Raw genomic sequence first — 14,119 nt, forward strand, 5'->3', positions numbered from 1 at the left:
GTGCGGGCGGGGCGGAGACGCCGCTGCGGTCCAGCCCTGCGACCAGCGCGCCGTCTGCCGCGCCACGCGCCCCTTCGGAGTCGGGGTCGAAGCGGCCATCGCGAAGCCCCTCGCTGAAGACGTCATGGGCGCGCGCGCTCACGATGGCGGCGGAAACGTTGCCGCGGGCGCCCTCCGTGAACGGATTGAGCGAGCCCTGGCGCAGCCCTTGCGAGAACACGTCGTGCATGCGCGCCGCGGTGCCGACCGGGGCGCTGTCGATCGGCGCGGCGTGCGCGCCTTGCAGCGAAAGGCCGACCACCAGCGAGACGGCGGCGGGGACGAAGATGCGGGTGAACTGGGAAATCATGATGTCGCTCCTGATGACGGGTCTGAATCGGTTCGCACTGGGCGGTGGCTGCGGCGCGTTCCCCGGTGTGGGGGGCGATGCAGCCGCCGTTGAGACCAATGTAGGAGGGCGGCGACAGTGGCACTAGGGCGTCCAATGCCGTCTCAGAAGCAACCAGAAGTTGGCAGTGGGGGCGAAACGTCAGGAGGCCAGCCCGACCAGCCTGGATAGCGACTGCTCAGCGCCGCGGCTCGCCTCGACCACGAAATCGATGAATCGACGGACGCGCGCCGGCATTTGCGTGCGATGGGGAAAATACATGTACAGGCCGACGTTGCTGCTGGTGTAGTCGGTCAGGATCGGCTTGAGACGGCCACGGACCAGATCGTCGTGGACCATGTAGGCGAGCAGCTGGCCGATGCCGATGCCGGCGCGCACCGCTTCGACCTCGGTGTCCAGGTCGTTGAAGCTGGCGACCGTCGGCACTTCCTGGTAGACCAGATTGCCATCCACCTGCAGCTCCCATGGCACCATGCGACCGGTCGAGGCGCGACGAAAGCCGGTGCACCGGTGTTGCAGCAGCGCCTCGGGCGTGGCCGGCTCGCCGTGGCGCGCCAGGTATTCGGGCGACGCGCAGATGATCAACGGCACATCGCACAGCCGCCGTGCCACCAGGTTCTGGCCCGGGCTGGTACCGACGCGAAAGCCGACATCGATGCGGGATTCGACCAGGTCGGTGAAGAGGTCGGTCAGCACCACGTCGAAGACGATGCCCGGATACCGTTCCCGAAAGCCGTGCATCAGCGGCACCAGCACGCGGCTACCCAGCGATGGCGGCGCGGTCAGCCGGATCGTGCCGTCGTCCTCGCTCCTGCTGCTGCGGATCTGCTCGAGTGCCTCGTCGAGCTGGCGCATGCCCGGCGCCGCCAGCTCGAACAGCCGCGCACCTTCGGTCGTCAGGCTCAGCTTGCGCGTGGTCCGGTGCAGCAGGCGGACGCCGAGGTCGGACTCCAACGTGCGCACGGCCTTGCTGACGGCCTGCGGCGTGACGCCGGCCTCCACCGCCGCACGGCGGAAGCTGCCGGCGCGCACCACGCCGATAAACAGGGTAAGGACACGGGCCTTGTCCATGATCGGCAACCAATGGTTGAGAGTGCCGCCATCATAACGCCGACCCGTTACCCAAGGCAGGCGGGCCCGTCGCGCTGCGCGCTAGAACCCCAGCGGATAACCGTCCTTGCGATGATCCGACGCCGCGGCATACCCCTGTGGCAGCCGCATCGCCATCTGTGCGCCGCCAAATTCGAGGCTGTCGGCCGGCGCCACCTGAACCGCATGGCCCATCGCACGCAGTGCCTGCACCGTTTCCGCCGGGCAGTGCGCCTCCACCGCGACGCCCGCGTTGTCGTCCATCACCCGCCAGCGCGGCGCGTCGCAGGCGACCTGCGGGTTCTGGTGGAAGTCCGCCAGCCGGCTCGTCATCTGCACGTGGCCCTGCGCCTGCATCGAGCCGCCCATTACGCCGAAGGCTGCCAGCGGCGCGCCCTGGCGCATCAGGAAGCCCGGAATGATCGTATGGAAGGGGCGCTTGCCGGGTGCGACCTGGTTCGGATGTCCGGGCTGCAGCGTGAAGCCCCAGCCGCGGTTGTGCAGCGCGATGCCGGTACCGGGTACCACCACGCCGGAGCCGAAGCCCTTGAAGTTGGACTGGATGAACGACACCATCATGCCGCTCTGATCGGCCGCGGTCAGATAGACGGTGCCGCCGCTGTGCGGCTTGCCGGGGCCCGGATAGCTCGCCCTGGCGGGATCGATGGCGCGGGCGCGCTCGCTCAGATAGCCGGGATCGAGCAGGTCGCGCGCGGTGACCGTGCGCATCGCGTCGGCGTCCGCCACATAGGCGTGCAGATCCGCGAACGCCAGCTTCATCGCTTCGATCTGCAGGTGCATGGTCCGGGCCGAATCGACGCCGCCAGACGCCACGTCCCATTGGTCGAGCATGCCCAGCGCCATCAAGGCACCGATGCCCTGTCCGTTCGGACCGATCTCGTGCAGCGTCAGATCGCGGTAGCGCATCTGGATCGGCTCGACCCAGTCGGTTCGATGCGCGGCGAGATCGGCTTCATCGATGCGGCCGCCGGTGGCGCGCGCATGCGCGGCGATGCGCGCGGCCAGTTCGCCGTGATAGAAGTCTTCGCCGCCGCTGCGGGCGATGCGCTCGAGCGTGTCGGCCTGGCCGGGGCAGACGAAGCGTTCTCCCGGCAGCGGCGCGCGGCCGCGCGGCGCGAACGCTTCGGCAAAGCCCGGCTGGCTTTCCAGCACCGGGATCTGGGACTGCCATTGGCGGTGGACCGTAGGCGAGACCACGAAGCCGTTGCGCGCGTATTCGAGCGCCGGCTCGAACAGATCCTCGAACGGCAACGAGCCGAACTTGTCCCAGGCGGTGCGCCAGCCGGACACCACGCCGGGCACCGTCACGCTGTCCCAGCCCTTGAACGGCATCGCGTCGTAGCGGGAAAAGGACTCGGGCGTCCACGCCCGCGGTGCGCGGCCCGACGCGTTCAGGCCATGCAGCTTGTTGCCGTCCCAGATCAGCGCAAAGGCGTCGCCGCCGATGCCGTTCATGCAGGGCTCGACCACGGTCAGCGCGATCGCGGTGGCCAGCGCGGCATCGACGGCGTTGCCGCCGCGCGCGAGCATGCGCAGCCCGGCGGCCGCAGCCAGCGGCTGCGAGGTGGCCACCACGTTGTCGGCCAGCACGGGCGCGCGCTGCGAGCGGTAGGGGAAGTTCAGGAAGGAAGTCATCGGATGTGCAATGGAAGCGATCGGGGAACGGGCGCTGGGCATTTGCCCGAGCGCCCGCGGCGGCGTGCGGCGTTCGGGCGTCAGTCGATCCTGACCTTCGCCGCCTGGGCGACCTTGCTCCAGGTCCGCATTTCCTCGCCGATCATCCGAGCGAAGGCGTCGCTCGGCGTGAATTGCACCTGCACGCCCTGCGTTTCGAGCGATTGCACCAGGTCGGGCATCGTCAGCGCGGCCTTGGTGGCGGCGGCCAGCTTCTGCACCACGGCGGGCGGTGTGCCCTTTGGCGCCACCAGGCCGAACAGGTTGTTGACCCCGAAGTCGCGGATGCCTGCCTCCGCCATGGTCGGCGCGTCCGGCAGCGAGCCGACGCGGCGCTCGGAGGCCACCGCCAGCAGCCTCAGCTTGCCGGATCTGACGTGCGGCAGCGCGGAAGGGATGCTGTCGAACATCATGGCCGAGCGGCCCGCCATCAGGTCCGGCAGCGCGAATGCACTTCCCTTGTACGGCACGTGCACCACGTCGACGCCCGTGCGCAGCCGGAACAGTTCGGACTCCAGATGCGACAGCGTGCCGTTGCCCTGCGAGGCGAAGTTGTACTTGCCGGGCGCGCCTTGCAGATACTTGACCAGGTCCGGCACGGTCCTGACCGGCAGCGTCGCGGGCACCACCAGGATGTGCGGCACGTTGCCGATGCCGGCGATCGGCACGAAGTCCCTGGCGAGGTCGGCGGGCTGGCTCGAATAGGTGGCGGCGGCGATCGCCGCATTGCTGACGGCGGCAAGGTACAGCGTGTAGCCATCGGGCGCCGCCTTGGCGGCATAGGCGAGGCCGATCGCGCCGCCCGCGCCCGGCCGGTTCTCGACCACCACCGGCTGCTGCAACTGCTGGGACAGGCGTTGGCCGACCGCGCGCGCCAGCACATCGGTGGCGCCGGCGGGCGGGAATGACAGCACCAGCTGGATCGGACGATCCGGGTACTCGGCAAGCGCTGCGGGTGCGCCGGCAGCGGCGGCCATTGCCACTGCCGCCACGGCGGCGAGCCGCAGCGCCTGGCGGCGGGCGGTGTTCAGGATGGTGCGCGGATGCGCCGTGGCGGTGCGCGCGGGGTGAAGCAATTGCATGACCATGATGTCGACGACTCCGTGATGGCTGCCTCAACGGCGTGCCGCCATGGCGGCGTTGCCGGGGAGGGGCCGGGATGGCGAATCTGGCGCGGTCCGCTTGTCGCGCGGCTCCGGGCGCCTGTCATGCCGCGTCCACGGCCGGGCCGCGGACTGCGCTGATGGGAATGGCCGATTCTAGGCACGGTCCGTGCGTCAGCGGATGCGGATCGGCCATGGCGTCATGCGGAAACGGAATAAGGCGCCAGCGGCCGCACTGCCGTGCCCCCGCGACGAGGCCGGCACGCATCTGACGGAAGACGACCATGCAGTTGAAGTGGATCGAGGACCTGCTCGTGCTGGAGCGCACGCGCAGCTTTTCGCGCGGCGCGGAGTTGCGCCATATCACCCAGTCGGCGCTGTCGCGCCGCATTCGCTCGCTCGAGCAGTGGGCCGGGGCAGAGCTGGTCGACCGCAATACCTATCCGCTGGCGTTGACGCGGGCGGGCGCGGCCTTCTGCGCGACGGCGCGCGACGCGTGCGAGCGGCTGCTCGAAGCGCGCGCGGCGCTGCGGCGCGAGGCCACGATGCCGGACAAGGGCATCGAGATCGCGGCTGGCCACACCTTGTCGCTGACGTTCCTGCCGGACTGGCTAAGGCAGTGCCGGCAGCGTGCGGGCACCTTCCATGCGCGCGTGGTCGCCGCCAACGTGCTGGACGCCGTGGTGGCGTTGTCCGAGGGCCATTGCGATCTGATGCTGGGCTACAACCATCCGCGCGTGCCGGTGTCGCTGGACAGCGAGCGCTTCCGCAGTCTGACGGTGGGCAGCGACCTGCTGATGCCGGTATCGGTGCCTACCTCGCGCGGCGCGCCGGTCTATTCGCTTGCCGAGCGCAATGGCAAGACGCCGAGCCCGGCACCGTTCCTCGCCTATACCGCCAACACCACGCTCGGCCGCGTGGTCGAGTCGATTCTCGAACAGAAGCAGGCGCATCGCCGGCTGGTGCGCTGTTACGAAGCCGATATGGCGATGCTGCTGCTGAAGATGGCCAGCGAAGGGCACGGCGTGGCCTGGTTGCCGCACAGCACCGTCGCGCAGGCGCTGGCGGCGGGCACGCTGGTGCCGGCCGGTGACGACAGCTGGTGCTCGCCGCTGCAGATCTGCGCCTACCGCTCGGCGCAAAGCGCCAATCCGACCTTGCACGCGCTATGGCGCATGCTGGCGGGCGAGCATGCCGACGCGCCGGCTCGGCAGGCGGCGCAGTTCGCGTAACGACGAGCGCTCGGACCCCGGCTCAGATCCCGATGAACTGCGCAAACTCCTCGACCGGCGCCCGCTGCGCCACCAGCCGATTGGCCGCAGCGTCCGGGTCGGCGTAGCCGATCGCCATGCCGGTGAACAACATGCGTTCGGGCGGCGTTCCGAGGAAGCGGCGCATCGTTTCCGGATACATCGCCCAGCATTCCTGCGGGCAGCTGTCCAGGCCCGCTTCGCGCAGCAGCAGCATCACGTTCTGCAGATACATGCCGAGGTCCGACCATTGCGGCGGGCCCATGCGGCGGTCCACCGTGCAGAACAGCGCCAGCGGCGCGCCGAAGAACTGGAAGTTGCGCGCGAACTGCTGGCGGCGCGCGGCCTTGTCCTCGCGCGGGATGCCGAGATGGCCGTACAGGTCCTCGCCGACCTGGAAGCGCCGCTCGCGATAGGGTGACACCAGCTCGGGCGGATAGATGTGGTATTCGGCGGGCTCGCCCTTCGGTTCGTCGACCACGCGCTGGCGCATGATGGCCTTCAGCTCGTCCAGCGGCGCGCCGCCGACGACCTGGATATGCCAGGGCTGCAGATTGCCACCGGACGGGGCGCGCGCGGCCTTGTCGACGATCTCGCGGATCAGCTGCGGCGGCACCGGCTTGTCGAGAAAGCCGCGGATCGAGCGGCGCGTGGCAATGGCTTCGCTGACGTTCATGGTCTCCTCTCGTACCTGGTCTGGCGCGGAATGCGCGTTCGCGGCGCCGGGCGTGGCGTGGTAACTTGGCGTCCGACGATACCACGACAACAGGAGACAGGCATGGCGGGTCCGCTGCATGGACTGAAGGTGGTGGAGATGGTCGGCCTCGGGCCGGGGCCGTTCTGCGCGATGATGCTGGCCGATATGGGGGCCGAGGTGATTCGCATCGACCGGCCCGATCGCGGGGCGGGCGTGCTGCCCGAAGACGTCCGCTTCGACGTGACCGCACGCGGCCGGCGCTCGCTGGCGATCGACCTGAAGCAGCCGGGCGCCGCGGAGACCGTGCTGCGGCTGATCGAACGGGCCGACGTGCTGATCGAGGGCTTCCGGCCCGGCGTGATGGAGCGGCTGGGCCTGGGGCCGGACGTCTGCCTGGCGCGCAACGCGCGGCTGGTCTATGGCCGCATGACTGGCTGGGGCCAGCACGGCCCGCTGGCGCAGGCAGCCGGACACGACATCAACTACATCGCCATCACCGGCGCGCTGCATGCGATCGGCCTGCCCGACGAAGCGCCGGTCGTGCCGCTGAACTACATCGGCGATTTCGGCGGCGGCGCGATGATGCTGGCCTTCGGCGTGGTCTGCGCGGTGCTGGAGAGCCAGCGCAGCGGCAAGGGGCAGGTGGTCGATGCCGCGATGACGGATGGCGCCGCGCTGCTGTCGGCGATGATGTACGGCTTCAAGGCGGCCGGACGCTGGAGCAACCGGCGCGGCGAGAACCTGCTCGACGGCGGCGCGCCGTACTACGGTACCTATGCCTGCGCGGACGGCAAGTATGTCGCGATCGGCGCGCTCGAGCCGCAGTTCTATCGCCGGCTGATCGAGCTGTGCGGCATCGAGGACCCCGCCTTCGCGAAGCAGGGCGATCCGCGCGACTGGCCGCAACTGAAGCAACGGCTGGCCGAGGTGTTCCGCACGCGCACGCGCGACCAGTGGTGCGCGCTGATGGAAGGCAGCGATGCGTGTTTCGCGCCGGTACTCGACTGGGACGAGGCCCCGGTCCACGCGCACAACCGCGCGCGCGACACCTTCGTCGACATCGATGGCGTCATCCATCCGGCGCCGGCGCCGCGCTTTTCGCGCACGGCGGCGGACAAGCCCACCCCCGCGTCGCCGCCCGGTGCCGACACCGAGGCGGTGCTGCGCGACTGGGGCTTCGCGGCGCAAGAGATTGCCGCGCTGAAGGGCGACGGCGTGATCTGATCCAGCCAGGCCGGCGAGCCTCTGCCGGCGACCGGCCTCACTGTCCCGGCAGCGCCACCCCGAGATCGCCGGCCACCCTGGCCAGATTGCGCCAGATCGCGGGATTGACGTCCAGTTCGTCGCCGGTGCGGGCGCGGTGGTCGGCCTCGTACTCGCCCGGGTACTGCACGCGGTCGAAGCCCGGCGCGGGCGGTGTCTCGTGCAGATAGCGGATGAACGATTCGACCTCGGTGCTCTGCCATTGCAGGCCCAGATCGAGCTGCGGATCGATCAGCACCGCGAACATGTTGTTGGTGGCCACGCCGCCGCGCGGATTGTTCGGTTGAATGGTGCCGCCGCCCGACAGCACGCCGGCCAGCAGTTCGGCGACCACGCCGAGCGCGTAACCCTTGTGGCCGCCGAAGGGCAGCAGCGCGCCGGGCGGATCGGCGAAGATCGCGCCGGCGTCGGTGGTCGGCGCGCCCCTCGCATCGATGACGCTGCGCTCCGGGGCCGGCTCGCCTTTTTCGGACAGCACGCGGGCCTTGTTGATCGCGATGGCGCTGGTGGCGATGTCCATCACCAGCGGCGGGCGCCCGTTCGGCATCGGCCCGGCGAAACAGAGCGGATTGGTCGTCAGCCGCGCAACCCGGCCGCCATAGGGCGCGACGGCCGGCGGCCGGTTGATGACGTTGGTGAAGCTGAGCAGCACCATGCGCGCCTGCGCCGCCATCTCGCCGTAATAGCCCATGCGGCCCAGATGGTGCGAGTGCCGCAGCGTGAAGATGCAATGGCCATGTTCGCGCGTGCGTTCGATGGCGGCCTGCATCACGCGCTTGCCGACATGCTGGCCGAAGCCGCCGTTGCCGTCGAACACCATCAACGTGCCGCGGTCCAGCGCGCAGCTGGCGCGGCCCGATGGGTTGACGCTGCCGCCTTCGACCGAAGCGCGATACTGCGGCAGCATCGACAGCCCGTGGCTGGCATAGCCGCAGCGGTCGGACTCGACCAGGTGCTCGGCGACATCGTCGGCGATATCGTCGGGCACATTCAGCGCCACCAGAATGTCCCGCGCCAGCCGATGCGCGTCCTGCAGGGTGATCTTCATGTCGGACTCCTCGTACTGCGAGGCGCTGATCCCCGGATCCGTCCTCAGATCCAGCCGAGCCAGCGCCAGTAGGTCGCCGCGAACAGCAGCATCATCGCGTAGCCGACCAGCGTGACCGGAACGCCGATGCGCGCGAACTGGCGGCCGTTGAAGGTATCGGTGCCCAGGCACACCATGTTCTGCGGCGCATTGATCGGCAGGATGAAGCCGAAGCTCATCGTGAAGCCGAGCAGCATCGTGATGCCGACCTTGTCGATGTCGCCCGGCAGCGTCTGCAGCACCGAGATCAGGATCGGCAGCATCGCCGCCGTCAGCGCCGTGGCGCTGGCAAAGCCGAGGTGGATCACGATCAGGAAGGCGGCGAGGATCGCGAACACCGCGATCGGACCCTGCGTCGCCAGGCCCGAATTGGCGACCACGAACTTGCCGAGCCATTGCCCGGCCTGCGTGGTCAGCAGCGCGGTGCCCAGGCTGATGCCGACGCCGAACACGATCAGCGTGCCCCACGGCGTGCGTTGCTGCATCGTCTTCCAGTCCATCACGCCGACGCGCGGCAGCATCAGGATCACCAGGCCGACGAAGGTCACGGTGGCGGTGTCGAAGCCGTGCAGCTTGCCCTCGGTGGCCCACGCCAGCAGCAGCCCGATCGATACCGCGGCGAGGCGCTTCTGCGGGCCGCTCATCGGTCCCAGTCCCGCCAGTTCGCGCTGCACGGCTTCCTTGCCGCCGGGAATCGCCTCGGTCTCCGGCGGCAGCAGCCAGCGCACCAGCAGATACAGCACCACCGACATCGCGAGCGCCCACGGCGCGCCGGCGATCAGCCATTGCAGCCAGGTCACGCGCTCACCCAGCAGCTTGTCCATGAAGCCGACCGCGAGCAGGTTCTGCGCGGCGGCGGTCTGGATGCCGACATTCCAGATGCTGGTGGCCTGCGCCACGGTGATCATGATGCCGGCCGCGATATTGGAGCGCTTGTCCACGCCGAAGGCCGCGATGACCCCCATCATGATCGGCACCACGCAGGCGCTGCGGGCGGTGGCGCTCGGCACCACCAGCGACAGCGCGATGGTGACCGCGATGGTGCCGGCCAGGATGCGGCGCGTGCTGGTGCCGATCGCCGACAGCGTGACCAGCGCGATGCGGCGGTCCAGTCCGGTCACCGTCATCGCCGCCGAGATGAACAGCGCGGCGGCGACCAGCGCCAGCGCCGTATTGGCGAAGCCCGCCAGCGCCATGCCGAGCGCGCGCGAGGTGCCATAGAGCGTATTGGGGTCGCCGACCGTGGGCGCGAGGCCGATCAGCGCGGCCATCAGCGAGGTGATCATGATCGCGCTGGTCTCGTACGACACCGCCTCGCTGATCCACACGACTACCGCGAAGGCGAGGATCGCGAGCATCCGGTGTCCGGCCAGCGGCAGGTCGGCGGGGGTGGGCAGTGCCAGCACGCCGATCAGCACCAGCACCGCGACGAACAGCCCCCAGGGCGGCCGCCTGCTGGCGGTAGCAGGACTGGCGGCGCTTGCCGCGCAGGCCGGTCCAGCCGGTGCAGCCGATGGGGCCGATGCAGCCGATGGGGCCGGTGCTGCCGGTGCAGCCGGCGTGGAAGGCGGGGATGACGCGTTGCTGTGCAAGTCGCTCATTGCCGTTTCCCTGGATGACGGCAGCGGCCGTGCAGGGCCGCCGGCACGAAACGGGTCGATTATCTGCCCGCCTCGCCGCGATTGTCGAGCGCGGCGGCGACGGTCATTGCGCCAGGTCAAGCGTCTTGCTTGCCGGGCACGGATCTGCGGCCGATGACGCCGGCGCGCCACGCCGGAACCGCTGCGAACATCTATATTGGTCTCGTGGCCCGGCCGATTCGTGCTTCGCCGCGGCCACAACATGCCGCCGCGCCATGCCCCAGGAGATCGACATGCAGGTGCTGATTCGCGGCCTGCGCCGCGATATCACCGAACAGCGTCTGCGCGACAAGTTCGCGCCCTATGCGCCGGTGCGGTCGGTGGAAATCATGCGCGATGGCGATCCGGAGCAGCCATGGGCATGGCTGGACTTCGACATGGACTTCTTCGCGGCGCTGGGATTGCTGCGCCAGTTCGACGGGCAGTACTTCGACGGCGGCGTGATGCGGCTGCATCTGGTCGCGCACCAGAGCGGCGACTGAGTCTGGATTGGTGCGCGGCCGCCCGGGCGCCGGCGTATCAGGCCCGCCGACCGCTGCGCCACGGCGGCCGCGGTCCCAGCGCCTTGCGCAACATCTCGACGAACAGCCGCGTGCGCATCGACGCCACCCGCGATTGCGGCACCAGCGCCACCACGTCCGCGTCGGGCAGCCGGTAGCCGGGCAGCAGCGCAACGAGCCTGCCCGAGGCGAGGCTGTCGGCCACATCCCATTCCGATCGCGCCATGATGCCCTTGCCGGCCAGGCACCACTGGTGGACGACGTCGCCGTCGTTGCTCTCCATCGTCGGACGCACGCGCACCGTGTGTTCGCGGGCATTGTCCCCATCGGCGTTCTTGCGGGCGTTCCTGCTTCCGCCCTTGGCCGTGTCCTTGCCGTCGCGGCCGGCGAAGCGCCATAGCGTCACGTCCTCGTCGTTCTCGCGCAGCACCAGGCAGGCGTGCCGCACCAGATCGGCGGGATGCAGCAGCGGCGGCGCCTTGGCCAGGTACTCGGGCGCGGCGCACAGAAGACGGCGGTTCGGCGCGATCCGGTGCGCGACCCAGCGCGAGTCGGGGATGGCGCCGATGCTGACCAGCACGTCGAAGGCATCGCGGCCATGGACCGGCTGGCGCGGCAGCATCAGGTTGTCCGACAGGTACAGCTGCACCTCGAGATTGGGATGCGTCGTCTGGAACTGCGCCAGCAGCGGTCCGAGGTAGCGCCGTCCGAAGCCGAACGGGCCATGCACCTTCAGCTTGCCGGCCACCGCCTGGCTGCGCTGCCGCAGCGCCTCCTCGATGGTCTGCATGTGTTCGAGCACGCCGGTGGCGTGCTGCGCCAGCAGATGGCCCTCGTGGGTCAGCTGCAGCCGGCGCGTGGTGCGCAGCGCAAGCCGGATGCCCAGGCGCGCTTCGAGCTGGCTGAGCCGCTTGGTCACGGCCGGCGGCGTCACGTTTTCCTCGCGCGCCAGCGCCGCGAGGCTGCCGAGCCGGTCCAGCGCCAGCACGAAGCGCAGGTCGTCAATGGTCAGCTTCATCATTCGTCAGCATCATGATTCTTAACCCGAGGGTGAATTAAGAAATTCTATGCCATTAACCACGGCCGGGCGCGCGACACCTACACTGTGGCATCGATTCCAACCAGGGCCGCACCATGACCAGCCAACCTCGCCAACCTTCCCAACCGGGCCGTCCCAATGGCGCACGCCAATACGAGGTCGTGCTGTTCGATCTGCTGACCGCGCTGCTCGATTCGTGGACGCTGTGGAACAGCGTGGCCGGCGGAGAAGCGCCGGGCCGCGCCTGGCGCGCGGCCTATCTGAAGCGCACCTATGCGTGCGGCGCCTATCGGCCCTACGAGACGCTGGTGCGAGAGGCCGCCATCGAGACCGGGCTGCCGGCCTCGATGGCCGACGCGCTCGACGAGCGCTGGAGCGAACTGTCGCTGTGGAGCGGCGCCGCGCACGTGCTCGAGCGCCTGCGCAGCACGCACCGCCTCGGCGTGGTGACCAACTGCTCCGAGCGCCTGGGCCGGCTGGCGGTCGAGCGCCTCAATGTGCCGATGGACGTGGTGGTGACCTCCGAACGCGCCGGCTTCTACAAGCCCGATCCGCGTCCCTATCGGCTGGCGCTGCGGGAACTCGGGGCCGAGCCCGTCAATACGCTGTTCGTCGCCGGTTCCGGCTTCGATCTGTTCGGCACGTCGGCGGTCGGGCTCGATACCTACTGGCATAACCGCGTGGGACTGTCGCTGCCAGAAGGCGCGCCCGCACCGCTGCAACAGGGGCCGAGCATCGTGCCGGTGCTGGAGCTCGCGGCGGCCGCGCGCATCCAGTCGCCGGCGCAGGGCTGATCGCGCCGTTCAGGAGGAGACACCATGAAACTTGCCATCGTTGCCGCGCTGCTGGCGGGCGCGCTCGGCACCATCGCCATGCCGGCCGCAGCGCAGACGCCGAACCCAGCCAATTGGCCCGGCAAGCCGATCACGCTGATCATGCCGTTTCCCGCGGGCGGGCCCAGCGATGCGCTGGCCCGCGCCGTCGCCGCGAAGATGGCGCCGCGGCTGGGCACATCGATCGTGGTCGAGAACGTCGGCGGCGCCGGCGGTTCGATCGGCATGCAGAAGCTCGCCCGCGCGCCGGCCGACGGCTACACGATCGGCTTCGGCACCATCGGCACGCATGCTGCCAACATGATCCTGTACCGCAAGCCGCTGTACGACGCGGGCAAGGACTTCGAGCCGCTGGGACTGGTCGGCTCGGCACCGGTGCTGCTGCTGGTCAAGCGCGACCTGCCGGTCAACGACTTCAACCAGTTCGCCGACTATCTGCGCGCCCACCACGCCAACATGTCGTACGGCAGCGCGGGCGTGGGGTCGATCGCGCATCTGGCCTGTCTGATGCTGCTGGGCGATCTGAAGGCCGAGGTCATGCACGTGCCGTACAAGGGCGTGGCGCCGGCGATGGCGGGGCTGATGGGCGGCGAGACCGATTTCTCGTGCGATCAGACCACGACGTCGCTGGCGCAGGTGGCCGGCGGGCGGATACGGGCGGTGGCCGTGCTGACGCGCGAGCCCTTGTCCGCGCTGCCGAAGCTGGCTACCGCGCAGGCCAGCGGCAGGACCCGCATCGACTTCCGCTCGTGGAATGCCTTGTTCGCGCCGAGGGGGACGCCGCCCGCGGTGGTGGCCAGGCTGAATCAGGCGATCAACGACGCGCTCGCCGACCCGGCGCTGATCCGCCAGATGCGCGAGGTCGGTGTCGAATTTCCCGCCCGCGCCGACAACACGCCGGCCAATCTCGCGCGGCTGGTCGACAGCGAGACCAGGCGGCTGCGGCCCATTCTCGAAGCCAACAAGGTGCAGCTCGATTGAACGGCGAACGCTCGATCAGCGGACGCACCGGATGCAACCAAGGAAAACCATGATCCTGCATGAACTCGAAACGCCGGTGCTGGTGCTGGACCGTACGAAGATGGCGCGCAACATCGCCCGGCTGCGCGAACGGCTCTTGCCCTTCGGCGTCGCGCTGCGTCCGCATGTGAAGACCAACAAGTCGGCCGAGGTCACCGCGCGCATCGGCGCGCCGGGTACGCCGATCACCGTGTCGACGCTGAAGGAGGCCGGCTACTTCCTCGACCATGGCTGGACCGACATCCTGTATGCGGTCGGCATCGTGCCGTCGAAGCTGCCGCATGTCGAAGCGCTGGTGCGGCGCGGCGCGAGGATGACGCTGCTGCTCGACAACGTCGACGCGGCCGCGGCGGTGGCCGCCTATTGCCGCCGGCGCGGCTTTGGCGTGCCGGTGCTGATCGAGATCGATACCGACGGCCACCGCTCCGGCGTCAAGCCGGAAGACCCGCTGCTGCTCGAGATCGCGGCGCAGCTGCGCGGCCACGAAGGGCAGGGCGCCTGGCTCGCCGGCGTGC

Annotated in this window: 14 protein-coding genes; 6 read left to right on the forward strand and 8 right to left on the reverse strand. The window is 69.5% G+C overall.

Features of this window, described 5'->3' with window-relative positions:
• From B551_RS02375 to B551_RS02390, 4 genes are all read right to left on the reverse strand, one after another.
• Nucleotides 1–349, reverse strand: a 349-nt coding sequence (locus B551_RS02375; RefSeq protein WP_023263406.1) for a hypothetical protein, incomplete at its 3' end; no start/stop codon positions are given.
• Between the two features lie 180 nt (nucleotides 350–529).
• A complete protein-coding gene (locus B551_RS02380; protein ID WP_006578211.1) occupies nucleotides 530–1,459 on the reverse strand; it encodes a LysR family transcriptional regulator in 930 nt (309 codons plus the stop codon).
• 81 nt (nucleotides 1,460–1,540) lie between these two features.
• Entirely contained in the window at nucleotides 1,541–3,133 is a 1,593-nt protein-coding gene (locus B551_RS02385) for a gamma-glutamyltransferase family protein (RefSeq protein WP_023263408.1), read from the reverse strand.
• An 80-nt stretch (nucleotides 3,134–3,213) separates the two neighbouring features.
• Nucleotides 3,214–4,254 carry a tripartite tricarboxylate transporter substrate binding protein gene (locus tag B551_RS02390; RefSeq protein WP_157071895.1) on the reverse strand — a complete coding sequence of 347 codons (1,041 nt, stop codon included), beginning with the start codon at nucleotides 4,252–4,254 and terminating at the stop codon, nucleotides 3,214–3,216.
• A 305-nt stretch (nucleotides 4,255–4,559) separates the two neighbouring features.
• Here B551_RS02390 and B551_RS02400 point away from each other — a divergent pair, with 305 nt between their 5' ends.
• Nucleotides 4,560–5,507: a LysR substrate-binding domain-containing protein gene (locus B551_RS02400; RefSeq protein ID WP_006579719.1), complete on the forward strand. Its 948-nt coding sequence runs from the start codon at nucleotides 4,560–4,562 to the stop codon at nucleotides 5,505–5,507.
• 22 nt (nucleotides 5,508–5,529) lie between these two features.
• Here the strand turns inward: B551_RS02400 and B551_RS02405 are convergent, their stop codons facing one another.
• Nucleotides 5,530–6,201 (reverse strand): nitroreductase, encoded by a 672-nt coding sequence (locus B551_RS02405; protein WP_006579720.1) that lies wholly within the window; start codon nucleotides 6,199–6,201, stop codon nucleotides 5,530–5,532.
• 102 nt (nucleotides 6,202–6,303) lie between these two features.
• Between B551_RS02405 and B551_RS02410 the strand changes: the two genes are divergently transcribed.
• The gene (locus B551_RS02410; protein WP_023263410.1) at nucleotides 6,304–7,446 is read left to right on the forward strand and encodes a CaiB/BaiF CoA-transferase family protein; all 1,143 of its coding nucleotides are present in this window, start codon (nucleotides 6,304–6,306) and stop codon (nucleotides 7,444–7,446) included.
• A 37-nt stretch (nucleotides 7,447–7,483) separates the two neighbouring features.
• Here the strand turns inward: B551_RS02410 and B551_RS02415 are convergent, their stop codons facing one another.
• Nucleotides 7,484–8,533 carry an Ldh family oxidoreductase gene (locus B551_RS02415; RefSeq protein ID WP_006579249.1) on the reverse strand — a complete coding sequence of 350 codons (1,050 nt, stop codon included), beginning with the start codon at nucleotides 8,531–8,533 and terminating at the stop codon, nucleotides 7,484–7,486.
• Between the two features lie 44 nt (nucleotides 8,534–8,577).
• Nucleotides 8,578–10,173: a DASS family sodium-coupled anion symporter gene (locus B551_RS02420; protein WP_023263411.1), complete on the reverse strand. Its 1,596-nt coding sequence runs from the start codon at nucleotides 10,171–10,173 to the stop codon at nucleotides 8,578–8,580.
• A gap of 272 nt (nucleotides 10,174–10,445) precedes the next feature.
• Between B551_RS02420 and B551_RS02425 the strand changes: the two genes are divergently transcribed.
• Nucleotides 10,446–10,694 carry an RNA-binding protein gene (locus B551_RS02425; RefSeq protein WP_043436953.1) on the forward strand — a complete coding sequence of 83 codons (249 nt, stop codon included), beginning with the start codon at nucleotides 10,446–10,448 and terminating at the stop codon, nucleotides 10,692–10,694.
• A gap of 37 nt (nucleotides 10,695–10,731) precedes the next feature.
• Here the strand turns inward: B551_RS02425 and B551_RS02430 are convergent, their stop codons facing one another.
• A complete protein-coding gene (locus B551_RS02430) occupies nucleotides 10,732–11,733 on the reverse strand; it encodes a LysR family transcriptional regulator (protein ID WP_006579252.1) in 1,002 nt (333 codons plus the stop codon).
• A gap of 113 nt (nucleotides 11,734–11,846) precedes the next feature.
• Here B551_RS02430 and B551_RS02435 point away from each other — a divergent pair, with 113 nt between their 5' ends.
• From B551_RS02435 to B551_RS02445, 3 genes are all read left to right on the forward strand, one after another.
• A complete protein-coding gene (locus tag B551_RS02435; protein ID WP_083492490.1) occupies nucleotides 11,847–12,545 on the forward strand; it encodes an HAD family hydrolase in 699 nt (232 codons plus the stop codon).
• A gap of 24 nt (nucleotides 12,546–12,569) precedes the next feature.
• Complete coding sequence (locus B551_RS02440; protein WP_006579254.1) at nucleotides 12,570–13,565, forward strand: tripartite tricarboxylate transporter substrate-binding protein; 996 nt, start codon at nucleotides 12,570–12,572, stop codon at nucleotides 13,563–13,565.
• 49 nt (nucleotides 13,566–13,614) lie between these two features.
• The coding region (locus B551_RS02445; RefSeq protein ID WP_023263412.1) for an alanine racemase at nucleotides 13,615–14,119 on the forward strand (505 nt) is incomplete at its 3' end.

Source organism: Cupriavidus sp. HPC(L), assembly GCF_000307735.3.
Lineage (GTDB): Bacteria > Pseudomonadota > Gammaproteobacteria > Burkholderiales > Burkholderiaceae > Cupriavidus.

Bases quoted from the DNA above. Each gene is read 5' to 3' on its own strand.
- B551_RS02385 (WP_023263408.1), bottom strand. From the start codon at position 3,133: ATGACTTCCTTCCTGAACTTCCCCTACCGCTCGCAGCGCGCGCCCGTG.
- B551_RS02390 (WP_157071895.1), bottom strand. From the start codon at position 4,254: ATGCAATTGCTTCACCCCGCGCGCACCGCCACGGCGCATCCGCGCACC.
- B551_RS02405 (WP_006579720.1), bottom strand. From the start codon at position 6,201: ATGAACGTCAGCGAAGCCATTGCCACGCGCCGCTCGATCCGCGGCTTT.
- B551_RS02425 (WP_043436953.1), top strand. From the start codon at position 10,446: ATGCAGGTGCTGATTCGCGGCCTGCGCCGCGATATCACCGAACAGCGT.
- B551_RS02430 (WP_006579252.1), bottom strand. From the start codon at position 11,733: ATGATGAAGCTGACCATTGACGACCTGCGCTTCGTGCTGGCGCTGGAC.
- B551_RS02440 (WP_006579254.1), top strand. From the start codon at position 12,570: ATGAAACTTGCCATCGTTGCCGCGCTGCTGGCGGGCGCGCTCGGCACC.
- B551_RS02410 (WP_023263410.1), top strand. From the start codon at position 6,304: ATGGCGGGTCCGCTGCATGGACTGAAGGTGGTGGAGATGGTCGGCCTC.
- B551_RS02380 (WP_006578211.1), bottom strand. From the start codon at position 1,459: ATGGACAAGGCCCGTGTCCTTACCCTGTTTATCGGCGTGGTGCGCGCC.
- B551_RS02400 (WP_006579719.1), top strand. From the start codon at position 4,560: ATGCAGTTGAAGTGGATCGAGGACCTGCTCGTGCTGGAGCGCACGCGC.
- B551_RS02435 (WP_083492490.1), top strand. From the start codon at position 11,847: ATGACCAGCCAACCTCGCCAACCTTCCCAACCGGGCCGTCCCAATGGC.
- B551_RS02415 (WP_006579249.1), bottom strand. From the start codon at position 8,533: ATGAAGATCACCCTGCAGGACGCGCATCGGCTGGCGCGGGACATTCTG.
- B551_RS02420 (WP_023263411.1), bottom strand. From the start codon at position 10,173: ATGAGCGACTTGCACAGCAACGCGTCATCCCCGCCTTCCACGCCGGCT.